The sequence below is a fragment of the Acinetobacter soli genome (assembly GCF_018139125.1).
GTDB lineage: Bacteria > Pseudomonadota > Gammaproteobacteria > Pseudomonadales > Moraxellaceae > Acinetobacter > Acinetobacter soli.
The window spans coordinates 2,952,195-2,977,850 of sequence record NZ_CP073241.1 but is presented as its reverse complement, the minus strand read 5'-3'; the positions used below and the strand labels follow the sequence as shown (position 1 = coordinate 2,977,850).

Here is a 25,656-nt window from a genome sequence, read left to right as displayed (position 1 = left end):
AGCAGTAAAATTGATTAACGATGATGCCGCTCAAAAAAACTCCAGATCAGGGTCGATGCATCGACACGATCATGCGGATTGGTGCTAGCAGGCCAAACATGGTGGCCTTTGGCGAGCTGATAAAACATCAGATCAGCCGCACAGCCCTCTCCTTTTAGACGTGTGACCTGTTTACTCATTACTTCCTCGCTTAATGTCTGGCACTGATTGGCGGCTTTCCAGTATTGAAGTGGAAATTGAACAGGCTCGAAGGCTTTGGTCTGTGCCTTGGCAACAAAACCGATTGAGCTGACACCACCTGCCACCGGAACCACATGATCACGCGTACCATGAATCATCAAGATTGGCACAGGTGCCTTGGCAACTGGCGGCTGTTCAAACATCGCACCTGACACCACCGCCACTGCGGCCAACTGAGTGCCCATTTGCTCAGCCAACCGATACGTCAACATACCGCCATTAGAAAATCCGGCAATATAAATACGAGTGCTATCTATTGCATAATGCCGCTTTAGGTACGCAATTAATTGTTGAATAAAGCGCACGTCATCCACTTGCTGTTGCACGGCATCGCCACAACAGCCACCGCTGTTCCAGACGCCTTTTTTTTCTGAAGGCCCAATCCCTTGAGGTGCCACCAATAAAAATCCGTGCGCTTCTGCCTGTGCTTGAAAACGCTTGATCATTTGTGAGGAGTTACCGCCACCACCATGTAAGGCAATCACCAGCGGCTGTGACTGGGCATTTGGATTGGGATTGAACAGTTCGAAACTACGCACCCGCTGATCGACATTGAGCCGCTTGTGCACAATCGGCAACTGATGATAGCGGATACTCTGCTGAATATGCGTCACAATTTTATCCGTCACCCAGCCTGCTTGCGTTGCTGTACTCAAGCCGAGTGTGGCCAAGATTGCCAGCAGAATACGACGCTGCGAAGATCGAGTTTTAACTTTATTTTCAAACATATCGGGTGCTCGGCGACAGATTTTGATTCCACAATATCGCGCTCATTCCCGACAATCAATGTGGCTTTTGGTTGTTTTTTCTTGCTGCGAGCTACACAGAACCTTTGCCACTCCCCTGCAAAATCCTTATACTTATGAACAATTTTTTCGCATAAATTAGTGGATGCACATGAGTCGCGCCATCTCTCATATTGATACCTTTCAGGGCTTGATTCTTGCCCTACAAAATTACTGGGCCGAACAAGGCTGTGTGGTTCTTCAGCCTTACGATATGGAAATGGGCGCAGGCACATTTCATACTGCAACTTTCTTACGTGCGCTCGGACCTGAGACATGGAATGCGGCGTATGTTCAACCTTCTCGTCGTCCAAAAGACGGCCGTTATGGCGAAAACCCAAACCGTTTGCAGCACTACTATCAGTTTCAGGTGGTGCTTAAGCCAAATCCAGACAATATTCAACAGCTTTATCTCGACTCGCTCAAAGCGATTGGCATTGATACGCTGACCCACGATATCCGTTTTGTCGAAGATAACTGGGAATCGCCAACGCTTGGCGCTTGGGGTTTAGGCTGGGAAGTGTGGCTCAACGGTATGGAAGTGACACAATTTACCTACTTCCAGCAAGTCGGTGGTATTGAATGTTACCCTGTCACGGGTGAAATCACCTATGGCCTTGAGCGTCTTGCTATGTATCTGCAAGGTGTCGATTCAGTCTATGATCTGGTCTGGACCAAAGGCCAATTTGGTACAGTCACTTACGGCGATGTGTTCCATCAAAATGAAGTTGAGCAATCAACTTATAACTTCGAATATGCGCCTGTAGACAAACTATTTGAATTGTTCGATTTTTACGAGTCTGAAGCGAATCGCTTAATTGACGCAAAACTCTCCTTGCCTGCTTATGAACAAGTCGTTAAAGCATCGCATACCTTTAACCTGCTCGATGCACGCGGCGCGATTTCAGTTACTGAACGTCAGCGTTATATTTTACGTGTACGTACACTGGCTCGTGCGATTGCACAAAGCTATGTACAAGCGCGCGCAGAACTTGGCTTCCCAATGGCTGAACCACATTTACGTGATGAAGTATTGGCACAGTTAAAAGCACAAGCGGAAAGTGAAGCAGCTCAAGCTGAAAAAGCCAAGGAGAGTAAATAATGAGCAAACATACTGTTTTATTCGAACTTGGCTGCGAAGAATTACCGCCAAAAAGCTTAAAAACTTTACGTGATGCCTTAAAAGCAGAAACAGAAAAAGGCTTAAAAGATGCTGGTTTAAACTTCGCTGCCATTGAAGCGTATGCAGCACCACGTCGTTTAGCGCTGAAAATTATTGATGTCGATGCCGCACAAGCAGACACACAAAAACGTTTTGATGGCCCAGCTGTTCAGGCGGCTTACGATGCAGAAGGCAAACCAACTAAAGCACTTGAAGGCTTTATGCGTGGTCAGGGCATTACTGCCGATCAAGTCAGTACTTTTCAAGCAGGTAAAGTCGAGAAGGTCTGCTACCTAAAAGACGTCAAAGGTCAAAGCCTAGACGCGTTACTGCCACAGATTTTACAAACTGCCTTAGATAATTTACCGATTGCCAAGCGTATGCGCTCTGCGGCAAGCCGTACCGAGTTTGTACGTCCAGTGAAATGGGTGGTATTGCTTAAAGATGATCAAGTCGTTGACGCCACTATTCAGGATCACCAAGCGGGTAATGTGACTTATGGTCACCGTTTCCATGCACCTGAAGCTGTTACTTTAGCGCATGCAAATGACTATTTAGCTGCTTTAGAAAAAGCTTACGTCGTTGCGAACTTTGAAAAGCGTCAGGCAACCATTCAAGAGCAAGTGAAAAAGTTAGCTGATGAAGTGAACGCAACTGCGATTGTTCCAGCCGACTTACTTGATGAAGTAACAAGCCTCGTTGAATGGCCTGTCGCTTTACGTGCAACTTTTGAAGAACGCTACTTAGCTGTTCCTCAAGAAGCTCTTATTACAACAATGCAAGACAACCAGAAGTATTTCTGTTTGATCAATGCGGAAGGTAAATTACAGCCTTACTTTATTACTGTTTCAAATATTGAGTCTAAAGATCCGACTCAAATTATTGAAGGTAACGAAAAAGTTGTTCGTCCTCGTTTGTCTGATGCTGAGTTCTTCTTCTTACAAGATCAAAAGCAACCGCTTGCATCTCGTAAAGAAAAATTAGCAAACATGGTATTCCAAGCTCAGCTTGGTACGCTTTGGGACAAATCAACACGTATTGCCAAACTTGCTGTTGCATTATCTTCAATTACGGGTGCAAACCCAGCCGATGCTGAAAAAGCAGCATTACTTGCAAAATGCGACTTAACCTCTGAACTTGTGGGCGAGTTCCCAGAACTTCAAGGGATTGCGGGTACTTACTATGCGCGTATTGAAGGTGAAAACACTGAGGTTTCAGAAGCGTTAGGTGAGCAATATTTACCAAAATTTGCCGGTGATGTTTTACCTAAAACCAAAACCGGTACCACGGTTGCCCTTGCAGACCGTTTGGATACGCTGGTGGGTATTTTTGGTATTGGGCAAGCGCCTACAGGCTCGAAAGACCCATTTGCACTTCGTCGCTCTGCCATTGGGATCTTGCGTTTAATCATTGAAAATGAATTGAACGTGACCATTGAAGAATTGGTCAATCTTGCACTTCAAGGCTACGGCGATATCGTCAAAGATCACGATAAAACCCGTACTGATGCGGTGGCTTTCTTGGAAGGTCGTTACCGTGCCAAGTATGAAGACCAAGGCGTTGCGGTAGATGTACTTCAAGCGGTTCAAGCACTGGCACCAAAATCACCACTCGATTTTGATAAGCGCGTGAATGCGGTCAACTACTTCCGTGCCTTGCCAGAAGCGGCAGCACTGGCTGCTGCAAATAAACGCGTGGCGAATATTCTTGCCAAAGAAGCGGCACCAGAAGGTGCAGTCGTTGAAGCCAATTTAGTAGAAGATGCAGAAAAAGCATTATTTGCTGAGCTTCAAGCCGTCACGCCTGTGGTTGAGCCATTACTTGCAGCAAAAGACTACACTGCTGCACTGTCTAAACTTGCCGCACTTCGCGCACCGATTGATGCCTTCTTTGATGGCGTGATGGTGATGGCTGATGATGCAGAGTTAAAAGCCAACCGTTTACGTTTGTTGGCACAGTTGCGTCACTTATTTACTGCGGTTGCGGATGTGAGTGTATTGCAGGGTTAATTCCTATTTTGTAATTAAAGCCATGTTTTTATCTGATAAAAACATGGCTTTTTTTATTACTGCTGTGTCATCCGCTGTAACCAGTCTTTCGCTGAGCCAGTCAGATAAGGTGAAAGTTTTTCCCACACCAAGGCATGATAATCATTGAGCCAGCGGCGCTCGGATTCATTAAGCAATGCCATATCAATACAGCGATAGTCAAACGGACATAGCGTCAGTGTCTCAAAATAAAGAAAGTTACCATAGTCCGACTGGGCATCGGCCATAGGCTGATTCACCACTAAGTTTTCAAGTCGAATCCCCCATTGTCCCTCGCGGTAAAGTCCCGGCTCATTGGAGGTGATCATGCCTGCTTTCATACCCGAATAGGGCGTGATTGGCGCATAGTAAGACAGTACTTGCGGGCCTTCATGCACATTTAACGCAAAGCCAACGCCGTGACCCGTCCCATGACGATAATCCAGTTGCGCCTGCCATAATTCTTTTCGACAAATACTGTCGAGTAAAGGCGCTGCAATCCCTTCAGGAAATACGGTCTGCGCAAGTGCAATATGTGCCTTTAACACCAAAGTATAGTCGCGGCATTGCGCGGGTGTGGGTGACCCAATCGGCACCACACGGGTAATATCCGTGGTACCTGTCTGGTATTGGCCACCTGAATCGATCAGCAATAAGCCCTGACCTTGAATCTGGGCAAATGAACTGTTTGTGGCACGATAGTGTGGCAAGGCACCATTTTGATTAAACCCGGCAATGGTGGCAAAACTCAGCCCTAAAAATCCAGATTGCTGCTGACGAAACTGGCTAAGACGTTCATCAATCGTGAGCTCTGTAATTGGCTGCTGCTCAGCCAACGCCTGCTCTAGCCAAGCAAAAAAATGCGCCAATGCAACACCATCTTTGACCATGGTCTGGCGCATCTGCTCAATTTCGATAGGTGTTTTCTGGGCTTTAAACAAACTACTCGGATTCAGGTCGATCTTGCGCTTGATCTGTGCCGGACAGGCCTGCGCGTGGGCAACCGATATTTTCGCTGCATCGATCAGCAATGTGCCTGCCTTGAGCTGGCTCAATACCTCTTGGGTGGCGGTATAAGGCATAATTTGCAGGCCATCGCGGATCAAGCTGGCTTTGATCTGGCTCGACAGCTTGGCATCATCGATAAACAAAATGACGGTTTGATCATCATCGAGATATAAGTGTGCCAAAAAAACCGGGTTAAACTCGACGTCGGCACCACGTAAATTCAATATCCAAGCAATATCATCCAGAGCAGATATGAAATGATACTGACACTGTTTTTGTGTCATCTGCTCACGAATTGCAGCGATTTTTTCCTGTCGTGACTGTGTAATGACCTGCTCAGGCAATGCATATAGCGCAGCGCAGGGCAACACAGGCCGATCCATCCAGATACGATCAATTAAATCCAGATCGGTACTCAGACGGTAGTTTGCTCCGAGCGTTGTATGGAGTTGCTCGAATAATTGGAGTGAGGTGACTTCACCATCCATCGCAATATGTGCACTCTCAGGCAAGTGTTGGCTCAGCCAAGTCACATATGAGGTACGCGGATCTGGCGTTTGTTTTTGCAATACAATACCACTGCCTACAAGCTGCTGCGCGGCTTGTACCCAGTAACGGCCGTCCACCCACAAACCCGCTTCAGTGGCTGTTACCACCAGCGTTCCCACCGAACCGGTAAAACCAGAAAGCCAGCTGCGGCTTTGCCAGTGTTCTGGTAAATATTCCGACATATGCGGATCGGCACTGGGAATCAGGTAGGCATCTATAGCATGCTGTTGCATCTGCTCCCGTAATTGTGCCAAACGGTACTGTGCACTGAGTTGTTGAATCTGCATGACCTTACCCTTGCTGATATTCGTGTTGATGCTGCATCAAACGTTGAATCGGTTTTCGTAACAGCGCAATCACGGCTGCGCCAATCAATAAAATTACCACACATTTTGAAAATAACGGCGGTAACTGGTGCAGTTGTTGACCAGAAACATGACCACCAATCCAGCCTGCCACCAGATTGCCCATCGCTGTAGCAGTAAACCAAATGCCCATCATTTGCCCAGACAAACCTTTCGGCGCCAGACGGGTCATGGCCGACAAGCCGACAGGGCTTAAACATAGCTCGCCCCATGTCATGAACAGCAAACATCCGATAAGCCAGAACGGCGATACTAAACCGCCATGATGCAGTACTTGCTGGGCAGCCAGAATCATCACCAGAAAGCCAAATGCTGCAAAAACTAAGGCCAGACTAAACTTGGCTAAATAGCCTGGCTCTTGTTGGCGTCGTGCCAGCGTGATCCATAACCATGCCGCCAGTGGTGCGAAAATAATAATAAAGATGGCATTAATTGATTGAAACCAAACCACCGGAATTTCAAAGCCACCGATATGACGCTCGGTATAGTCCAATGCAAAAAGATTTAATGAAGTGGGCTGTTGCTCAAAGACAGCCCAAAATAATGTGGCGGCCAAAAACAAAATAAAACAGATTAGTAGCTTGGTTTTTTCAATACGATTTAAACGATGAAACAAAAATAAATAGGCAAAATAGACCGTCACAATCGCCAATATACTTAAGGCGAAATACTCCACGATCGCCACGGGCTGAATCACGATCCAACCTCGATAGAGGGAAAAAAATCCAGCTATAAGTAACACAGCGACTAGGCTAAGACCCTGCTTAATCTTACGAATTTTGGCAGGATCACGCAGTACCGAGCTTTGCACAGGCATATTCTGGTTCAATTGGCGTACCTGTGGCATAGCCAAACAGCGAAAAATCAGCAGAGAAATCAACATACCGAGACCACCAATACCAAAGCCGACATGCCAACCGTACCGTTGTAAGAGCAATCCAGTGACGAGAGGTGCCAGAAATGCGCCGAGATTAATTCCCATATAGAAAATGGAAAATCCCGCATCACGACGCTGATCTTGTGCCTGATAAAGTGTGCCCACAATCACCGAAATACAGGTTTTAAATAAACCCGAACCAATCACCAGCAGCACCAGCCCTAAATAAAAAAACACGGTTGAAAACCATGCGGTGAGTGCAATTGATAAATGCCCCAGTGCAATGATCACTGAACCGTACCATACGGCACGCTCTTGACCCAACCAATGGTCGGACAGCCAGCCACCGACCAAGGTAAACAGATAGATACATCCAGCAAATAAGCCGACAATCGCCGCTGCATCGGTACGTTGAAGCCCAAGTCCACCTTGAGTCACCATAGCCGACATATACAAAATCAGCAGTGGTCGGATCCCATAGTAGGAAAAGCGTTCCCAAAGCTCGGTCAAAAACAACCCTTGCAGCGGTTTGGGATGTCCTAAAAATCCGCGGTCTAATCGTTTTGTTTCATCCTTCGTCATATGAATCCTTCATATTATTTTTTTATTTTGAAGAAATCAGCCTAACAAAACGGAAGCCAGGCACAATGACGCCGTGTTGTTATTTTTTAGACAAAATGTCAATTTACGATAATTAGATTAATTTTATTCAGTTTTTAAGCACTATTTCTTAATATAGTTCATTATGATGAGACTCATAATAATAATTGCACCACCTATGAGTACCCCTAATGACGGCCTCTCTCCTGTCATGATTAGGCCCAGTGCAATCGCCACGAGTGGCGTACAATATAAAAAGCTTGATGCTTGGGTTAACGGAAGTGTTTTCAGTACACTGCCCCACAACACATGCGCCAATGCACTCGGAAAAATCCCCAACAGGACAATGGATAGATTGGCTTGCCACGAAGCAGCCATCACCGCTTGCGGCAGATGTGGACTAAACAGCAATAAAGGCAGTGTCCCCAACCAGATGACATAACACATCATGCTGAGTACGTCGTAATTGAGGGTGAACTTTTTATATAGATTAAAATAAATTGCCCATGCCACCGCTGCCAATACAATGAATAGGCTGTATAAGCTAGGAGGCTCCACACCACGATCCGCTGTGATGACCAGTAAAGCGCCCACAAGCCCGAGTAAAATACAGCCCCATTGCTTCAGTTGAATGCGCTGTTTAAGCACAAATGCTGAAATCAGTAAGGTAAACAACGGAATCGATTGGCTTAAAATACTTGAAGCCACTGCACTCACATATTGCTGTCCGGCATTGATTAGTAAATGATGCAAGGTGACTGAAAAAATACCCAGAATACCCAGCGCAGGAAGATCTTTAATCTTTAGCGGTTGAATTCCTTTTTTGGCCACCAGCACCAGTAAAAATAGCGACGCCAATATAAATCGTAATAGTGCAATCTGCTCGGGACGATAGGCCATCAGTGCACTGTGTACACCTATCGGTGAGTAGCCCCAGCACAATACGGTCAAGGCAATACAAGCATAGAGCTTCACTGGATATTTCTGTACCCGTAGTGGTGAGTAAAGTGATATGGCCATGGTGGACTCGGCTGTGATCTCAAGTAGCGATGGCTTTAGCGTAACGGACTGTTGTATTAAGAAAAATTAACTTATATTGATTGCATCATTCATTTTTAATGAAGTATGGTCATGGAAATTAGTCAACTTCGTATGTTTCATACAATTGTTGAGGCAGGAAGTATGGCGCAAGCCGCTCTTCGGCTACATTGTGTGCCCTCCAATATCACCACACGCATCAAACAGCTTGAAGAAGAATTAAATACGGCGCTGTTTTATCGTGATGAGAAGCGCTTACAGCTCACCCCGTCGGGAGAAATCTTTCTGGACTATTGCCAGAAAATCTTGGCACTGTGCGATGAAGCCAAACGTAGTGTTCATCCCGATGCTGCGCCTTCAGGGCCATTACGCATCGGTGCAATCGAATCTTCGGCCACCACGCGCCTGCCGCAGTTACTCGCCAAATTTCATCAGCGCTATCCCGAGGTTAACATTCAAATCACCACAGGGACATGGAAACAACTTCTGCTCGATGTGAGCCAGCATAAAATCGACGGCGCGATTGTGGCAGGTTCGATTGAATTTCCATTGCTCAAAAAATTTGAGATTTATCAAGAAAACATGGTGTTGATTGCGGCCGAATCGCTTGGCGAAATTTCGACGCAAGAAGATTTGATTGGCAAAGAAATTTTTATGTGGACTGAAGGCTGTCCTTATCGTGCAGCACTTGAAGACTGGCTCAAACTTAAAAATATTTCACTCCCGATGACCAGTATTACCAGCTATGCCACCATTATTGGCTGCGTGAGTGCAGGCTCAGGCGTGTCGTTGATTCCCAAAAGCATGTATGAGCAATACAAAAATCTGCCTCAGCTTTGCGCTTATCAGTTTGATCATCTGACCGCGATTCAAAATCAGTTTTTCTGGCATCAAAATGTCTTAAATCATAAAGCTCGCGATGCTTTTTTAGCTTTGCTACAGCAGGAATTTTCTACAAAAAATTGCTAAAAACCGGGCTTTTGATTTTATCTTCTGGTTTAAAGTTCGCTATACTCAAGAAAATGAACAACAACATAGACTGAAAATATGAACTTAAAAACGCTTTCACTTGTGGGATTTACTTGTTTGGCTATCACTGCATGTTCAAGTAATCCACCTCTTCCTGAAACCACAGTTGGGGTGATTGAAGAAGTTAAAGATATCAAGGCCTTTCCGGACACCAAACACAACAAGGCCAAACTGATCAAACTAGGAAATCAATGCACCATCGAATTTACCGGAATGATGGAAGCCGGTAAGGCACGCGAGAACTGGACCTTTAGTGGCAATACCCTCATTTCGGCAACCTCTATCGTGATTGCCAAAGATGGTACAAGTGCCGCTAAGACTTTCGATTTATACGATAAAAACGTACAAGCCAACTTCCTATCACTGCGTGACAACTTTAAGAAAGAAAACGTGGCCCTGTGCCAATAAACCAATTCTTCTGCCCTTAACGTGTTTAAGGGCAGAGTCCTGCTGTTATTTATTCCTCACACCTGTATGCCTCGTGTAGCAAGCTGTATGGTTTTTTTCTAAAAAGCTGTTTATTGGCGCCGATCTGGTTAATATAAAGCTGACTTGATAGATGAACTTCACAGGATCGTGTTTATGTTAAAGCCTTTACTGCTGAGTCTTGCATTGAGCGTACCAGCGCTGACCATCACCAGCGTGACCTTTGCAGCAAACAGCACAGCATCCAATCCCTCAGATGCCAAAACGCCACCGTATGGCGATAATCCCAATATTTTTCGAGTGTTAACTTACAAGGCAGGAGAAAACCTGAACCGTCTTGGCAATTCGATCCAACGCGGTGCTGATAAATCCTCTGCCAAAATCAATGAAAAATGGGAAGACACCAAAAACTTTGGACAAGAGCAGTCTCAGGTTGCACAGCAAAAAGCCAGCAATGCCAAAAGCTACACCGAACAAAAATGGCAACAAACCAAAGCCGCAGTTGCAGGTGACCCAAGTGCTACCGTTCCCATTGAACAGCGTAGCCTGAGCCAGCCGTCAACGACAGCATCTCCAGCACCGTCTTCTGCTGCGCCATCGGGTGCTGTGACCACGCCTCTTGGTGAAAGTGCTACACCTTAATCAGAGATTGACTCGACGCTTGATCTGACCCTGTAAAAATCCCAATGTATTTTCGGTCAGTTGGTCGACAATCCGCTGTCTGGCTTGCACACTGCCCCACGCCGAATGTGGCGTGATAATCAAATTATCGGGCGTGTGATCGAGCAGCGGATTCCCGGATGTAGGCGGTTCGACGCTCAGTACGTCTGTTGCAGCACCAGCAAGAGTGCCTTGATTTAAAGCCGCTAACAGATCGGCTTCATGTACAATTCCGCCGCGGGCACAGTTGATCAAGAAAGCCGTAGGCTTCATACGCGCCAATGCCTGTGCATCAATTAAATGTCGGGTGTGTTCACTTAACGGACAGTGCAAACTTAAAAAATCAACTTGAGGTAAGAGTTCTTCAAGCGCAAGTCGATCTGCATGTGCCGGCCGTCCGGGAATATTGGCCACCAGCACCTGCATACCAAAGGCTTGTGCCAAACGTGCAACTTCCTGACCTAACTCCCCATAGCCAACAATTCCCAAAGTTTTGCCAGAGAGTTCTATAATTGGATAATCTAAAAAGCAAAATTGTGATGCCTGCTGCCAGCGACCTGCCGCAACGGCGCGATCATAACGAATGAGAGATGTTGCCAGCGCCAGCATGAGCGTTAAAGTGTGCTGGGCAACCGAAGCTGTGCCGTAGCCCTGACAGTTACACACCACAATACCGCGTGCTTTGGCTGCCGCTAGATCCACATTATTGGTTCCAGTTGCCGAGATTAAAATCAGTTTCAAGTGTGGTAATTGTTCAATTGTTTGCGCATCGAGAATCACTTTATTGGTGATCGCTACATCGATATTGCGTAAGCGTGAAAGTACCTGATCTGGTATCGTGGCTGTATAAAGTTCAAAACGTTGAAAACAGTCGCGTAATGCCTGAAAATCCAGATCATTCATATCGAGTGAACCGTAATCTAAAAATGTCGCGTTGAGACTCATATGCTGCTCTTTTGTAAATATTATAAAAAAAGGGATTGCTGAACAGATGCTCAGCACCCGAATTCGCTCTTTCTTTATACGGGTTCAGTCTGAACAATATCAAGACTTGCCGATTATAAATACTGTCTAGTTACCCTTGAACAAACGATAAAATCGATCTATTTGCTGCTCTTCACGATTTCTTCGCATCTACGTTTCTGCTGTTCTTGGCGTGTAATTTTTTTGATGGAACGCACACAAATCACGATTTGTTGAATATGATACACATGTCAACCGCTCGACTTTGCGCCGAGTGTGATTTTAAAGGACAGAAAAATGAAAATGATCAAATCTGCTGTTTTGGCTGTGAGCGTACTTGCTTCTGCTGGTGTTTTCGCGGGGAGTGCTGCGCTCAATGTAGGTGCAAATGCACAAGTTGAATCGAATGGTGGTTTACTGGGCCGTGTAGGTAGTGGCGTAGGCAACATCGTGGGTACTACTTTACATACCACGCGTGATATTGCCACCACGGCCACTGGTGCTTCACTCGGTGTTGCGGGTCAAGCTGTTCATGCATCGCGCGATATCGCAGTGAATGCGACTGATCGTGCATTTGGTGTTGCAGACCGTGTGACCGACCGTGGTGAACGTAGCGTTGAACAAGCACGTTATGAAGAGCAGCGTCAACGTGAACAAGCGCGTCAGTACCGTGCAGAACAAAAAGCACGTGCAGATTCACGCTGGTCGAATCAGAAAAAAGAGCGCTCAAACGCTGGCGTAAAAGCCAATACACAAGTAGGTGTTCGTGTCGGATCGATCAATGCAAATGCAGGTGTCGATGCCAATGTATCCCCACGTAATCTTGGCGTACAAACACAAGTAGGTGTGGGTCGCTAAGCGTTTAGCCATATTGAATATGAATTGAAAAAGGGACGATATCTCGTCCCTTTTTTATATAGTATGCACTTACTGGACGGCACTGAATTTCTCTAGCTCACCCACTGAGCCTTCAGCAAAATGACATAGTCCATGCTCATCGCTGCTTAAGTTTAAGTTTTTATAACTAAGCACATAATAATCAGGATATTTTTTAATCACAATCGGATTCATATCTGGAGTGAGCGTTTCATGCTCTTTAAATAATTTGGTCACCCGCCGATCATTCATGACCACCAGATATTGCTCGCCATTAATTTCTATTTTGAGCAAGCCGCTCATTTTGGCTTCGACCGCAATCAAGTATTTATTATTACGAGTTACTGCTTCTTCAGGATAACACTCAATCTTGTGGCTAATCAGATTAAACACCACCAGATTGCCAAAATGATCTTGTAACTGGTTGCTGGTGGCCTGCGACAAGTTCACTTTGATACCGAGCTTTTGTAAATCTTGCTCGGTCACCTGACGACGGTTGAGCATAACTCGCGTGATCAGTTGCTTCAAATTCGCATCGAGATATTGATCGTCCAGATGCAAATCATTACTGCGTAAAATCCGGCCCAGTGCCGCGCTGTGTCGCGACATCAGGTTATGGATGACGGTACGGTAGTAAAATTTACTGTTTTTCTTAACGCTACGCATCTGCTGATAAAAATAACGCTGATCGAGCGGATGGCGAATAAAATCGTTGAGCAAGCTCGAACTGGCCAGCACAGATAAAGCTTCATGCCCGGTAAATGGCAAATGCAGTGTCAAAAGCTGCGGTACCACCTGCTTGATTTTGAGGTAATGTTCACGGTCTTCACGGTAGTAGGGATCGTACACCACGATATATTCGGCATCGCTGCAAACATCTTCGTGACGAATTTCCATATCGCGATGCACATTGACATCAAAAAATTCGGCATATCGGCGGTCTTCGACCACTTGCGGATCGATCGAATACTGTGGCACGAAGGCAATTACGCGCTGCATCCGCAGTAAAGCAGAGAACTTGATGGCCGCATATCCCCCCATTGAGCCGCCATATCCGACCACCGTTTCAAAGGTGTCTAAAATCGGATTGACCTGCTCCATCATCTGTTGCATCGATGCTTCGGGAAACCATGATTTCACTTTCGGCATGATACCGAGCACGTTATAGTCGTATTTGACTAGGGATTTTTCGGCATTAATTGACAAACCTTTGGCCCGTGTAATCAGATCACCAAAAGAGATGACCAGTTCACTTGAGGTTCCTTTGAGAAAAATGACACGGATATGTTCATCTTCAAAAATTATTTGTTTGTCCATGGATACACCGAAAATTATGACCAATGTTCATTTTTGCGTTAAGGCAAGCCACTGCACTACAGCGTGAATTGCTTATTTTATAAGGGCATGCCAGATAAAACAGGGCAAAAGATGACACAATGCAGATTTCTTGGCAAGCCATCTGCTCTGAGCCTGCCCTGTTACGCCGCCATTTTAGAAATGAAGCGGAAGATACAACCCATTAAAATTCTTCATAACTTGCCGGGTCTTGGTCGCGTAATCGACCATCTGTACGGGTCAAGGCATCAATTTGCTGCATCTGTTCGGAACTTAATTCAAAATCAAAAATGGCTAAATTGGCACACTGGTTTGTATCACTCGCGGCTTTAGGAATCGGAATCACGCCGTGTTGAAGATGCCAGCGCAACACCACCTGTACTACTGAGCGATTGAGCTGCTGTGCAATCTGCTTTAATTGGACATGCTCAAGAATTGTATTTGCTCGTCCGAGCGGACTCCACGCCATGGTCACAATATTGTGCGACTGATCGTAGGCACGCTGTTCGGCCTGATTAAAATAAGGATGCATCTCGACCTGATTAATCACTGGCACCACACCGGTTTCTCGACGCAAAATTTCCAGATGCTTGGGAAGAAAATTACTCACGCCGATCGAGCGCACATATCCACGTTGCTGCGCCTCAATCAGGGCTTGCCATGCTTCGATATATAAACCCTGCGCTGGATTAGGCCAATGAATCATATACAGATCCAGATAATCCAGTTGCATGCGATACAACGACTCCTGAATGGTTTCCAATGCTTTAGGATAAGCATGATGACGCCCTGGTAGTTTAGAGCTGATTTGCACCTCATGACGTGGCAGACCCGACTGCCGTAGCGCTTGACCTACAGCACCCTCATTTTCATAGTTAAATGCCGAATCGAGAAAACGATAACCGTGCGTCAAGGCGCGCAGCATGGTATCGACGCCTGCGCTCCCCTTTAGGGTATAGGTACCAAATCCGAGTACGGGCAAGGTATTGCTGTCGTGCAGCTGAATCAAAGGAATATTCTGGGTCATGTTCTACTCATTAGGTTCAAGGTGTTCGATCCATCAGGATCATGTCACGCTTTATGTTTATGGATACCACAGAGCCATGCTAAAACGAAAACCGGTTCAGAACGGATTAAATTGTATTAAAAATGCTATTTCAATCACCACTTCAGCAGATCTTTCTATAATGAATGAAGGCAGTTAGCCCTCTCACTTCGCACGAGTACGCCACCATGAATCAGATTCACCAGACGGCACAACAAGGATTCAGTCACGCTGCACAACTGTATCAGCATGCGCGCCCGAACTATCCAGAAGCAGTGGTGAACTGGCTCAAGCAAGACTTGGCGCTTGATGCGCAGTCCAGCGTGATTGATCTGGGTGCGGGTACAGGAAAATTTCTTCCCTACCTCAAACAAGTCACCTCAGCAATTTATGCTGTAGAGCCAATACGCGAGATGTTACAACAGCTTCAGGCTGCACATCCTGATGTCATCGCGATTCAGGCACACAGCACAGCCATTCCACTTGCATCTGAAAGCATTGATGCGATTGTGTGCGCACAATCTTTTCATTGGTTTGCCAATATCGAAAGCCTCAATGAAATGCATCAGCTGCTTCGTCCTGAAGGACATTTGGGCTTGATATGGAATCAGCGCGATGAGCATGTACCTTGGGTAAAAGCCATTGCAGATATTCTGGCACCCTTAGAAGGCGATACACCGCGCTATCACAGTGGCGAATGGAAAAAAGTATTTGAGTATCAGCAATTATTTCAGCTTGAACGCGCACATGTGTTTCCACATTCGCACTGTGGAAGCGTCGAGCAGGTGGTGAGCCAGCGCTTACTCTCAACCAGTTTTATTGCGGCCATGCCCGGGGCTGAGCAACTGGCGTTGAAAGCTGAATTTGAAGCCGTGATATTTAGCTTCACAGGAAAACGACCTTCCGACCAAATTACCTTTCCTTATGTAACCTATGTTTATGACTTTAAAAAAATTTAAAAAAGTGGTGATGAAAATGAAAACCCGTACGTATGTGTATGCACTGATTGTTGCCGCAAGTGGCTCGCTATTACTCACTGCCTGCAATAAAACGCCCGACAGCACCGAGAAACCCGCAGCTAGCGCACAGCAGCAGGATGTGATGAAGCAGCTTCAAACACCACCACCTAAAAGCTTTGAGAATACCCCGCAAGATGCGCAGGATATTGCCGCGCTAGATGATTTTGAACAACGCTTTAATGCAATGAACAGCGACATGGAAGCAGAACTGATCAAGTTGCAAAAAAGCGGAGATTTAACGCCTGAGTTTGAACGCAACCGAAAAGCCGATACCGTAAATTCTGCGCTGCAAATGCTCAAAGCACTGGATTTAAAGACCGAACAAGGCCGCTATATTCAGGGACTGTTTTACCAGTATTGGGATATTCAAGCCAAAGCCTATAGTACTGCCGAGACCTCCGCTGCCAGCAGTACCGCACATAGCGCCCCCATGACCCAAGGTTTAGGGCATTATTTGCAGGCACAAGAGCAACTTCGACACTGGAAAGAGATGCTCAAAACAAAATCTTAATCCTTAAAAAAAACGGCCTTATAGGCCGTTTTTTTATCAGAATAAAGTATCTCGATATGTTCAATTCAAATGCTTTAATCTCAAGCTAAATATTTTGACGTTCGATCCATTGGATTGAACTCACGCGAAAGACTTCACAGGCACCATCACCCACCCCGCCTGGCGCTAACGATGATGTCCAGACCAGATTGTTGTCTTTTACCTCAACCAAGTCGCCTTTGAGTCGAACTAAATCACCACGTTTAACCTGCGTAATTTGTTTGGCAATTGTTGGATTGGCAGGAATGATGTGCATGTTCGACACCATTTTTAAGGCCTGCTCGGGCGGCACGGGTACGGTGCGCATACTCCAGTTTAAATAGCGGTCATACTGATTGATCTTGATTTGCGATGCAATATTCGGATGTGCAAACAAGCCCCAGCTCACAGCATAGTCTATGGGTGAAAACTTGGCCTGTTCATCATGAAAATACTGCTTTGAACCTAAAATCCGAAAATCACCGTAAAACGGTTTTAGTACAGAAATGGCCTGCCCTTTTGCTTCGGGCTGAAGGCCACGGGCAATATTGTATTCGATAGAATTTGATGCGCTGGCCTGCCCAAGCCACAACGCAGCACACAAGCTGATCAGTAAGCGTTTGCGCATAGAGAACCTCGACGGGAATGCAATGAAATCATGTGGATATATTGATTATACTATGCTCAAACCCATGAAAAAATTAGCATCATTTAGTAACCGTCTATGTAAAATACGTAGTCGTATTTAAACCTCATCAAAATCAATCCGTATCGTTTCAAAACGCACCCGTCCTTGACGAATCGCTTCTGCAATCGCCTGCTGTCCTTTGGTCAGGCGTGCGCCTCCGCTTTTGATATCGACTAAAATCACCTCGATATCATCGGCATGTCCTTCGCCATCTCTAAAATCGGTATAGCCATCAAAAATAAGATAATCGACAGGATCGCCAATAAATTTCGCATCGCTCGGTAAATAACGGAATTCTGGCAAAATCGGCGCAAACTGCTCGGCCATTTTGCCTTTCAGGACCGCTCGGCTGGTATTGACACTGCGCTTTTGTGCTGCAATCAGCGCTTGCTGATGCTCAAGTTCAAGCTCGGCAATATACTGCTCGTACTCGGCTTTAATCCGCCCGTTTCGACTGTTTGAAAGAATCAAGGTGGTCACTACCACCCCGATACACACCCCGATCAGCATTGCCATCCAGATGGACATAAGAATTCCTGTTTTGAAATGTGAGCCACACTTTAAATAAGCGCAACACTTTTGTCATGTCTGCGCATATTCCCGAAAAAAGATGCTAATCTAAATCAGAAATTTAAGCATTTATATCTGGCATGAAAACGATACTTATAGCAAATCAAAAAGGCGGCTGTGGCAAAACCATAACAGCAATCACACTTGCCTCTGCACTGGCACAAAAAGGTTATCGCGTTGCACTGGCCGATGCCGACAATCAGAAATCGGCACGGCAATGGTTAAAACAACGGCCAAGTCATGTTGCAGGCATTCAAAGTCTGGACTGGCGTCATGAAAAATCGATTGGTGAAGTGCCCAAAGGAATCGAGTATTTAATTATTGATGCACCGGGCGCGCTTTCAGATGATCAGGCACAGCATCTGATCAGTGAATCACATGCCATCGTCACTCCGCTACAACCCTCTTTTTTTGATATTGATAGCACCAAGCGCTTTTTAAAAGATATCCACGATATCAAGCGGATTCGTAAGGGCAAGGTCGAAATTTTATTGCTGGCCAATCGCATGAAAGCCAACAGTTCAAGCAGCAAAGATATTCAACAGTTTTTTGACAAGATTGAGCAAGCACCAATTGCATCGATCAATGAACGCAGTGCCTACGGTCAGCTCGCCATGCAGGGTCTAAGTATTTTTGATAAAACTCAGAAGAATTTTATTGAGTTGCAAAAACAGTGGCAACCGCTTCTAGATGCACTGATTGAAGATAAGAGTAAATGGTTCTAAAACAATGTTCTTAACAGATAAAATAGCGTTATTTTTGGCTACGTAATAAAACCAACTGTTTATTTGCCAGTCAGTTATTTTCAGTTAATATGATTTGGCCTCGCCCATCATGATTTAGAGAGTTCTGTGCAACAATACGCGCCAACCCTGCAACGTGCTTTATTATTCGGTTTGTTGATTATCCTGCTGCTTTTGGGTTTTCACATTCTGAAATATTTTATTGTTCCTGTGGTATGGGCAGCGATTATTGCGTATATGACGTGGCCGCTATACAAACGGATTCAGCGTTTTTTTGGTGAACATCGCCCGAATCTGACCGCCACCATCATGATCAGCATTATCATTTTAGTGATTGGAGTTCCGCTTACCTTTGCGGTGTTTATTTTACAGCATGAAGGGCGCAATCTGTTTATTGAGTTACAGCAGCAAATCTTTTCTGGGCATCTGGACGCACCAAATTTTGTCCGTGACCTACCGATTGTAGGTAAGGAAATTGTACGTATTTTCAATGAAATCAATACCAATCCGAGCAATATTACCCAAAACGTGACCCTTTGGCTGCAAAGCCATATGGGCTATGGGCGCTTTGTATTAAGTGAAATCAGTAAAAATCTGGTCAAACTGTGCTTTGCTTTGCTGTCGTTGTACTTCTTCTACCGTGATGGTCAAACGATTTTATCGCAAGTGAGTAAAGCCCTCGAAATGGTGATTGGCCCTCGAATTCATCATTATTTAGATACGATTTCTGAAACCACACGTGCGGTGGTATATGGGGTGGGTTTGACTGCTGTGGCACAGGCTATTTTGGCCGGGCTGAGCTACTTTGTCGCAGGCGTCCCTAACCCGATGGTACTGACCCTAGTCACTTTCTTGCTGGCGTTAATTCCATTTGGTACACCGCTGGCTTATAGCGCGGTGGCCTTATGGTTATTTTCTCAAGGCCAGATGGTCGGTGCGATTGGGGTCATGCTTTGGGGAGTTTGTATTGTCAGCACCTCCGACAATGTAATTCGTCCGTTGGTCATTTCTGGCGCGACGCAAATTCCATTTTTGCTGATCATGTTTGGTGTATTGGGTGGAATTGCCAGCTTTGGACTGGTCGGACTCTTTATTGGCCCGGTTATTTTGGCAGTTCTTTTGGCGATCTGGCGCGAATGGCTGCATGAAAATATCGAACCGGAACCAATGCCTAAAACCACAATGATTTACGACAATCTGGACGACCCAAAACTCTAACGCCTCCTTATGTTCGTGTGGATAACAATCAAGTTATCCACATGATGGGTACAAAAACCATTTACATTGCTCATTAAACTCCCGCATATCTGTGAAAAAACTGCTACACAAGCGTCTATTTGGTCATCAAAGCACTACCTTGATTTACATCTGACGGACATAAACTGAACGCGATTTACAAAACGAACTGTCATAGTTTTGAATCAGTCACTTTTATTTTTGTGCATTTTATAAACGTCAGAGGAATAAAATATGAAAATTGCATTAATTGGTGCAACAGGTATGGCGGGTTCTCGAATTTTAGAAGAGTTGGTGTCACGCGGTCACTATGTTAAGGCAATTGCTCGAGATATTCATAAAGTTGCAGAAACAGAACGCGTTATGGCGGTTGCATTAGATTTAAATGATCACGATGCTTTGGTCGATGCGTTGAAAGGCCAAGATGCAGTGATCAGTTCAGTGCGTTTTCATGGCCTCGATGCTAATGCATTGCTCAAAGCCATTTACGAATCGAAAGTGAAACGTTATATCGTGGTGGGCGGCGCAGGTAGCTTACATGTTCCGCATCAGAATGTTCGATTAATCGATACAGAAGAATTCCCAGAAGCGTATCGTCCCGAAGCTGAGGCAGCAGGACATTTTCTGGATAAATTAAAACAGATTGACGATCTGGACTGGACCTATATTTCGCCATCTGCCGAATTCGGCCCGGGTAAACGTACCGGCGAGTTTCGTTTGGGTAAAGATGAACTGCTGGTTGCCGATGATGTCAGTAAAATTTCAACCGAGGACTTTGCCGTTGCATTGGCCGATGAACTTGAACAGCGCAACCATGTTCAGGAACGCTTTACCGTAGGTTATTAATTTCAGTTTCTGATTTTCAGTCGATGTTAATGACTGCATTCTTGTTCGCAGTTTGAAAGAGGAGCCTTTTAATGGCTCCTTTTTTACATGAGCGTGCTAGTAGCGATGATACGGTAAACGGATTGACAGCCTGTGTAAAAAAGCCCAATCTACACACATAAAAAACTTAACAACTATAACATTTATGCGCAGTCGCTTTGAATTTTTGTCGTCTTATCAAATTAATGCAACGCTGGTGTATTGCGTCCAGATTTTTATTGTTTTGCTCGGGACCACCTTGGGGCTTCGAAGCTTAGGTCTAGATGAACTGATCATTCCAGTGACGCTGGGTGCAATTGCAACCGCCCTCACCGATTTTGATGACCGCTTGACTATTCGTTTACGCAATTTAATGTATGTGTCGGTACTATTTTTTGTGGTCAGTACCATACTTGAGTTACTGGCGCCCTATCCCGCTTTTTTTATTGTGTACCTGTCGTTATCGAGTGGCTTTTTAATTTTGCTGGGTTCACTTGGTCAACGTTATGCGACCATTTCATTTGGTACTGTGCTGCTGTCTGTTTATACCCTTTTTGGATTAGGAGAATACACACACTGGTATCAGCAACCCCTATATTTTGTTTATGGTGTGCTTTGGTACGGCCTGACCTCTGTGCTGTTTTTTATGATCAAGCCTACACTTGCCGTGCAAGACAATCTGGCTCAGATTTTTCAAAATCTATCGCAAGTACTCACCTTAAAGTCACGCTTATTTGATCCCGATAATCTCGACAATGTTGAGCAGTTGCTGTTTGAACTTTCACTCGAAAACAGCAAAACCGTGCAAAGTCTAAACAGTGCCAAAAGTTCATTACTCAGCCGTTTAAAGGCATCGCGGGTCAATAAAAACAGTATGCAATGGTTACATTTATACTTTGTCGCACAAGACATCCATGAACAGGTCAGCGCCAACTATTTGCATTATGAGCAAATTCAGCGCAATTTTAGCCGCAGCGATCTGATTTTTCGGATTCAAAAAAATATTCGCCTGCAAGCACAGGCCTGCGAACAATTAAGCCAATGCATTCTGAGTCGCCAACCCTATCAGCCTAGACCTGAAATCAAGCAGTCATTGCTGCAACTAGAGCTGTCGATGCAAGACTGGATTGCCGAAAACCCGCACAACATCGAGGTAAAAAATCTCAAATTAATTTTAAAGAATTTACATAATCTGGATGATCAACTGAGTAACCTCGATGATCTTCAAGCCACCTATCCACAGCGGATGCAACATCATATCGATAACCTGAACTTACTGGATGACGATATTCATGGCATACGGGATTTATGGCTTAAGTTTCGTCAGCATCTGACGCCTCAATCAGCCTTATTTCGTCATGCCACGCGTATCGCCTTTGTGTTTGCCGCCGGTTCGCTCATCTCGCTGCTGCCTTTTGCGCAAAATGGCTACTGGATTTTACTGACCGGACTGTTTGTCTGTCAGGTGACTTATTTTGCGACCAAAAGTCGCTTACGATTGCGTACGCTTGGCACCCTGCTCGGCGTTATATTTGGTTTGCCCATCCTGTATTTTGTTCCCAGCGTTGATGGGCAACTCATGATCACCGTGATCTGTGGGGTGTTTTTCTTTTATCTCAGACAAAAAAAGTACGCGCTGGCCACCAGTATGGCCACGCTTATGGTTTTGCTAATTTTTAATTTAAAAGGTGCAGGCTACGCGATTATTTTACCGCGTGTGATCGATACCTTACTCGGTTGTGCCGTGGCTTGGTTTGCGGTCAGTTTCATCTGGCCTGACTGGAATTTTCGCAATATTTCCAACAATATTCGTAACAGTAGCCAAGCTTGTGTGGCGTATTTTTCTTCTGTGATTGAGCAATATCAAACGGGCCGCAATAATAGCATGGCGTACCGGATTGCTCGGCGCTTGGCACACAACAGCCAAATTGAACTCTCGACCATGATTTCGAGTCTTAGTGCAGAGCCACACCCGAACCCCGAATTAATTCATTCGGCTTTTCGCTACTTGGTTTATAGCCACAGTCAGTTAAGTTACATTTCGGCTTTGGGGAGTCATCGGGAAAAGATGGAGGATCCAGAGATTTTGACACTCATGCAAAAATGTCAGCAGATGCTGCATGCCGTTTTACAGCAGCACCAGCCATTGCCTCAGGGTCAAATCGAACAACAATTGTGTGAAATTGAGCGTTTGGCACAAAGCAACTCAGGCGCCGATAACCTGATGCTGGTACTCAAACAGATCAGTTTGATTTTGGAGACCCTTCCCGAGCTGATCAACTTACGTACGCAACTGTTGCAGCAAGAGATTCGTTAAAGCTTAAGTTAGAATTGATCATTGGCTTGGCGGATACGCATTTGTTGCAGCAGTACCTTACGCGGAAAGCCAAACCATAATGCAATTAAAAACACCGAAGATAAACTAAATGCCATGATATGAAACTCGACATAAAGCGCGCGTACCAGTTCAATAATCAGGAAAAAACTAAACATCAATAACATGGATACCGCTGCGGCCACTGTGCCTTTGGCCACAGGTGAAGACATCAATGCAAAGCGGTAAATCACCGAAAAGCTGAGACCTTCACCAAAACTGATCAAAGTCATTCCGAGTAATAAACATGGTATGAGATATTGCTGCCAGATCGCTCCAACCATGAGCACCAAAGTACCCAATAGCATGATCGGCAGTCCGATTAAAATGGTGCGACCTAAAGTCAACCTATCGATGATTTTAATTAAAACAATATTGCCCGCAATCAGCCCCAGAAAAATCGGAAACTGAGCCAAACCATACTGCACACTGCTCAGTTTTAGCTCATCCACCAGCATCACCGGGGATAACGCAATCCAGAGCATCAATGGCATCGCCACCAGTGGGAGTGCCAGCGTGAGGCCTAAAAAGGTGCTATCGCTGTAAATGCGTTTAAAATCATCGAATAAATATATAAATGGCTGACGGGTTACGCTTTGCTGCTGGCTCGGCATTTTGGCTTTCAGCCCAAACCAGCTTAAAAAAGCCAAGGCAGCAATGGCGACAAATCCCCAGTGCCAAGAAACATAATCAATTAAAAAAGCGCCCAGTACCGGGCCAAGCAATGGTGCTAATAACGAAATATTGGCCATCAGTGCCATCACCTTAATGGCATCCCGCTCTTCGAAATTTTCCTGAACAGCCGCATAACCCACAGCAGAAATTACTGTTAAACCAATGCCTTGTAAAAAACGTAATGCCAAAAACTGGGCCATATTGTGTGTGAGTAAAATCAGCAGACAACACACTGCAAAGAACAAGACGCCAGCCAGCAAAACACGCTTACGCCCCAAACGATCCGACAATGGCCCCAGCAGCCAAGCCACGCAGGCACCGCCAAGAACATAAAACGACATCGACGACGGCGCCCATGTGGCACTAACACCAAAGTCTTGCGTAATGGCCAACATCGCTGGCTGAATCAGATCGTTGCCGATATAGACCGCAAACTCAAACAGCACCAAGGCCAGCGGAAACATCAACGTTGCACGATTTAGGGAAGTAGTGTGTTTCTTTTGCATGATGCTCAACGTATCTCACATGCTCATTATCGAGCATCGGTATTTTTGAAAAAATAAAGCCCCTGATGACGAGCACCAAGTATTAAAAAATTGATATGAATCACGAGCTGAACTGCTCAATAAAATTCACCCTGCATACAAGGTGAGAATAAAGCCAAGATCATTATGCTGCGTGTGCGTTTTGAAGCACGATTTGCATAATGCCTGATCTGTATTTCAATGGAATGATTTTAGCATTTTTGACTTAAATCGTCGATGCGAGAATTGTTGACGGTCTGCTAAGACCACTTAAAACAGCTGATTTGTTTTAGCTTGAAATCACACAATCACAGGCTAAATGTTATTTTAATCCGATTGAAATTGAAGTGTAAAAATTTCAGTTCGACTGTGTAAATAGATATTTTCATGATTTTTAATCAATAATATTTTTCTCATTCCAGCATTTTTCAGCAACATTATGTGCTTTATACTGCCTTCAATTTTTACAATTTCTACCCAATCCTATGAGCAAAATTTTACTGATTAATGGTGCAAAAACCTTTGCACATTCCAAAGGTGAACTGAATGACACCCTGGCCGAATTCGCCACAGACGTATTGAATGAACTGGGGCATCAGGTACAGGTTACGCGTGCAGACAGTAAATACAATGCAGATACAGAGGTTGAAAAATATCTCTGGGCGGATGTGGTGATTTATCAAATGCCCGGCTGGTGGATGGGCGCACCGTGGACAGTTAAAAAGTATATCGATGATGTCTTTACCGCAGGCCATGGCAGTTTGTATGCAAGCGATGGCCGTAGCCGCTCAGATCGTACGAAAACTTACGGATCAGGTGGCCTGATTCAAGGCAAACAGTATATGCTGTCCTTAACGTGGAATGCCCCACTCGATGCATTTGAAGATCCAGATCAGTTCTTTCATGGTGTAGGGGTCGATGGTGTGTATCTCCCTTTTCATAAAGCCAACCAGTTTTTAGGTATGACGGCACTACCAACCTTTATTGCCAACGACGTGATTAAGCAGCCAGAAGTCGAGGCCTATAAAACGGCGTATCGTCGACACCTTGAAACCGTATTTGCATCGACTGCTCTATCTTCATCTTCTGAGCAGCACGATCAGGAGCAGCATGCATGATTACCGTGATTGCCGAAATTAAAACCCACGCAGGTGACGAGCATCGTGAAGCCGTGCTGGCTGCCCTACACAGTATTCGCACTGAAGTGCTTGCAGAAGATGGCTGCCATGGTTACCAGCCGATGATTGATCATGCGTCTGAGGTCAGTTTTCAACGTCACGATGCACAGTCAATCGTCATGCTTGAACATTGGGAAAGCGTTGCACATTTAGAGGCACATTTACAGACTGCACATATGCAAGCTTATCAGACGCGTGTAAAAGCACACGTGATCGAGGTTGATATTCGTATTCTGGATCATGCGTGCTAAGGGATTAGGGCGATATAACA

General features: G+C 45.2%; 24 protein-coding genes. 14 read left to right on the top strand and 10 right to left on the bottom strand.

Features of this window, described 5'->3' with window-relative positions:
* Window positions 1-14: 14 nt before the first annotated feature.
* Complete coding sequence (locus tag KCV09_RS13660; RefSeq protein ID WP_025095685.1) at window positions 15-968, bottom strand: alpha/beta hydrolase family esterase; 954 nt, start codon at window positions 966-968, stop codon at window positions 15-17.
* Between the two features lie 169 nt (window positions 969-1,137).
* Here KCV09_RS13660 and glyQ point away from each other — a divergent pair, with 169 nt between their 5' ends.
* Both glyQ and glyS read left to right on the top strand, forming a co-directional pair.
* Window positions 1,138-2,127, top strand: coding sequence for a glycine--tRNA ligase subunit alpha (gene glyQ, locus KCV09_RS13655; protein ID WP_025095686.1), 990 nt, complete (start codon window positions 1,138-1,140; stop codon window positions 2,125-2,127).
* Window positions 2,127-4,196 (top strand): glycine--tRNA ligase subunit beta, encoded by a 2,070-nt coding sequence (gene glyS, locus KCV09_RS13650; RefSeq protein WP_151814908.1) that lies wholly within the window; start codon window positions 2,127-2,129, stop codon window positions 4,194-4,196. The genes glyQ and glyS overlap by 1 nt, the downstream gene beginning before the upstream one ends.
* Before the next feature lie 56 nt (window positions 4,197-4,252).
* Here glyS and KCV09_RS13645 read toward each other — a convergent pair whose 3' ends face one another.
* The 3 genes from KCV09_RS13645 to KCV09_RS13635 all read right to left on the bottom strand — a co-directional run bounded on the left by KCV09_RS13645 (window position 4,253) and on the right by KCV09_RS13635 (window position 8,633).
* The gene (locus KCV09_RS13645; protein ID WP_373869349.1) at window positions 4,253-6,052 is read right to left on the bottom strand and encodes an aminopeptidase P family protein; all 1,800 of its coding nucleotides are present in this window, start codon (window positions 6,050-6,052) and stop codon (window positions 4,253-4,255) included.
* Between the two features lie 10 nt (window positions 6,053-6,062).
* Window positions 6,063-7,595 carry a peptide MFS transporter gene (locus KCV09_RS13640; protein WP_212515281.1) on the bottom strand — a complete coding sequence of 511 codons (1,533 nt, stop codon included), beginning with the start codon at window positions 7,593-7,595 and terminating at the stop codon, window positions 6,063-6,065.
* A gap of 141 nt (window positions 7,596-7,736) precedes the next feature.
* Window positions 7,737-8,633, bottom strand: a complete 897-nt coding sequence (locus KCV09_RS13635) for a DMT family transporter (protein ID WP_151814905.1) — start codon at window positions 8,631-8,633, stop codon at window positions 7,737-7,739.
* A 111-nt stretch (window positions 8,634-8,744) separates the two neighbouring features.
* Between KCV09_RS13635 and KCV09_RS13630 the strand changes: the two genes are divergently transcribed.
* The 3 genes from KCV09_RS13630 to KCV09_RS13620 all read left to right on the top strand — a co-directional run bounded on the left by KCV09_RS13630 (window position 8,745) and on the right by KCV09_RS13620 (window position 10,748).
* Window positions 8,745-9,620 carry a LysR family transcriptional regulator gene (locus KCV09_RS13630; protein WP_212515280.1) on the top strand — a complete coding sequence of 292 codons (876 nt, stop codon included), beginning with the start codon at window positions 8,745-8,747 and terminating at the stop codon, window positions 9,618-9,620.
* A gap of 78 nt (window positions 9,621-9,698) precedes the next feature.
* A complete protein-coding gene (locus tag KCV09_RS13625; RefSeq protein WP_004934404.1) occupies window positions 9,699-10,088 on the top strand; it encodes a hypothetical protein in 390 nt (129 codons plus the stop codon).
* A 174-nt stretch (window positions 10,089-10,262) separates the two neighbouring features.
* The gene (locus KCV09_RS13620; protein WP_004934400.1) at window positions 10,263-10,748 is read left to right on the top strand and encodes a hypothetical protein; all 486 of its coding nucleotides are present in this window, start codon (window positions 10,263-10,265) and stop codon (window positions 10,746-10,748) included.
* Here the strand turns inward: KCV09_RS13620 and KCV09_RS13615 are convergent, their stop codons facing one another.
* On the bottom strand, window positions 10,749-11,711 hold the full coding sequence (locus tag KCV09_RS13615; RefSeq protein WP_212515279.1) for a 2-hydroxyacid dehydrogenase: 963 nt from the start codon (window positions 11,709-11,711) through the stop codon (window positions 10,749-10,751).
* 315 nt (window positions 11,712-12,026) lie between these two features.
* Here KCV09_RS13615 and KCV09_RS13610 point away from each other — a divergent pair, with 315 nt between their 5' ends.
* A complete protein-coding gene (locus KCV09_RS13610; protein ID WP_104123893.1) occupies window positions 12,027-12,587 on the top strand; it encodes a hypothetical protein in 561 nt (186 codons plus the stop codon).
* Between the two features lie 69 nt (window positions 12,588-12,656).
* Here KCV09_RS13610 and KCV09_RS13605 read toward each other — a convergent pair whose 3' ends face one another.
* Together KCV09_RS13605 and KCV09_RS13600 are read right to left on the bottom strand one after the other, a co-directional pair.
* A complete protein-coding gene (locus KCV09_RS13605; RefSeq protein WP_151814903.1) occupies window positions 12,657-13,922 on the bottom strand; it encodes a hypothetical protein in 1,266 nt (421 codons plus the stop codon).
* 202 nt (window positions 13,923-14,124) lie between these two features.
* On the bottom strand, window positions 14,125-14,967 hold the full coding sequence (locus KCV09_RS13600) for an aldo/keto reductase (RefSeq protein WP_151814902.1): 843 nt from the start codon (window positions 14,965-14,967) through the stop codon (window positions 14,125-14,127).
* 206 nt (window positions 14,968-15,173) lie between these two features.
* Here KCV09_RS13600 and KCV09_RS13595 point away from each other — a divergent pair, with 206 nt between their 5' ends.
* Window positions 15,174-15,944: a class I SAM-dependent methyltransferase gene (locus KCV09_RS13595; RefSeq protein WP_151814901.1), complete on the top strand. Its 771-nt coding sequence runs from the start codon at window positions 15,174-15,176 to the stop codon at window positions 15,942-15,944.
* A gap of 16 nt (window positions 15,945-15,960) precedes the next feature.
* On the top strand, window positions 15,961-16,515 hold the full coding sequence (locus KCV09_RS13590) for a hypothetical protein (RefSeq protein ID WP_228301562.1): 555 nt from the start codon (window positions 15,961-15,963) through the stop codon (window positions 16,513-16,515).
* 85 nt (window positions 16,516-16,600) lie between these two features.
* Here KCV09_RS13590 and KCV09_RS13585 read toward each other — a convergent pair whose 3' ends face one another.
* Both KCV09_RS13585 and KCV09_RS13580 read right to left on the bottom strand, forming a co-directional pair.
* Complete coding sequence (locus KCV09_RS13585) at window positions 16,601-17,161, bottom strand: hypothetical protein (protein ID WP_004934380.1); 561 nt, start codon at window positions 17,159-17,161, stop codon at window positions 16,601-16,603.
* 117 nt (window positions 17,162-17,278) lie between these two features.
* Window positions 17,279-17,749: a Holliday junction resolvase-like protein gene (locus tag KCV09_RS13580; RefSeq protein ID WP_004934378.1), complete on the bottom strand. Its 471-nt coding sequence runs from the start codon at window positions 17,747-17,749 to the stop codon at window positions 17,279-17,281.
* Window positions 17,750-17,871: 122 nt separating this feature from the next.
* Between KCV09_RS13580 and KCV09_RS13575 the strand changes: the two genes are divergently transcribed.
* From KCV09_RS13575 to yccS, 4 genes are all read left to right on the top strand, one after another.
* Entirely contained in the window at window positions 17,872-18,516 is a 645-nt protein-coding gene (locus KCV09_RS13575; protein WP_004934375.1) for a ParA family protein, read from the top strand.
* A 126-nt stretch (window positions 18,517-18,642) separates the two neighbouring features.
* Complete coding sequence (locus tag KCV09_RS13570; RefSeq protein ID WP_212515277.1) at window positions 18,643-19,752, top strand: AI-2E family transporter; 1,110 nt, start codon at window positions 18,643-18,645, stop codon at window positions 19,750-19,752.
* Between the two features lie 252 nt (window positions 19,753-20,004).
* Window positions 20,005-20,616: an NAD(P)-dependent oxidoreductase gene (locus KCV09_RS13565; protein WP_004934372.1), complete on the top strand. Its 612-nt coding sequence runs from the start codon at window positions 20,005-20,007 to the stop codon at window positions 20,614-20,616.
* A 184-nt stretch (window positions 20,617-20,800) separates the two neighbouring features.
* Complete coding sequence (gene yccS, locus KCV09_RS13560; protein WP_212515276.1) at window positions 20,801-22,951, top strand: YccS family putative transporter; 2,151 nt, start codon at window positions 20,801-20,803, stop codon at window positions 22,949-22,951.
* Between the two features lie 8 nt (window positions 22,952-22,959).
* Here yccS and craA read toward each other — a convergent pair whose 3' ends face one another.
* Window positions 22,960-24,189, bottom strand: coding sequence for a chloramphenicol efflux MFS transporter CraA (gene craA, locus KCV09_RS13555; protein ID WP_055414886.1), 1,230 nt, complete (start codon window positions 24,187-24,189; stop codon window positions 22,960-22,962).
* Between the two features lie 503 nt (window positions 24,190-24,692).
* On the opposite strand from craA, the gene KCV09_RS13550 reads away from it, so the two are divergent.
* Complete coding sequence (locus KCV09_RS13550; protein ID WP_151814899.1) at window positions 24,693-25,325, top strand: NAD(P)H-dependent oxidoreductase; 633 nt, start codon at window positions 24,693-24,695, stop codon at window positions 25,323-25,325.
* Entirely contained in the window at window positions 25,322-25,636 is a 315-nt protein-coding gene (locus tag KCV09_RS13545; protein ID WP_151796041.1) for a putative quinol monooxygenase, read from the top strand. Before KCV09_RS13550 ends, KCV09_RS13545 begins: the two co-directional genes overlap by 4 nt.
* Window positions 25,637-25,656 lie beyond the last annotated feature (20 nt).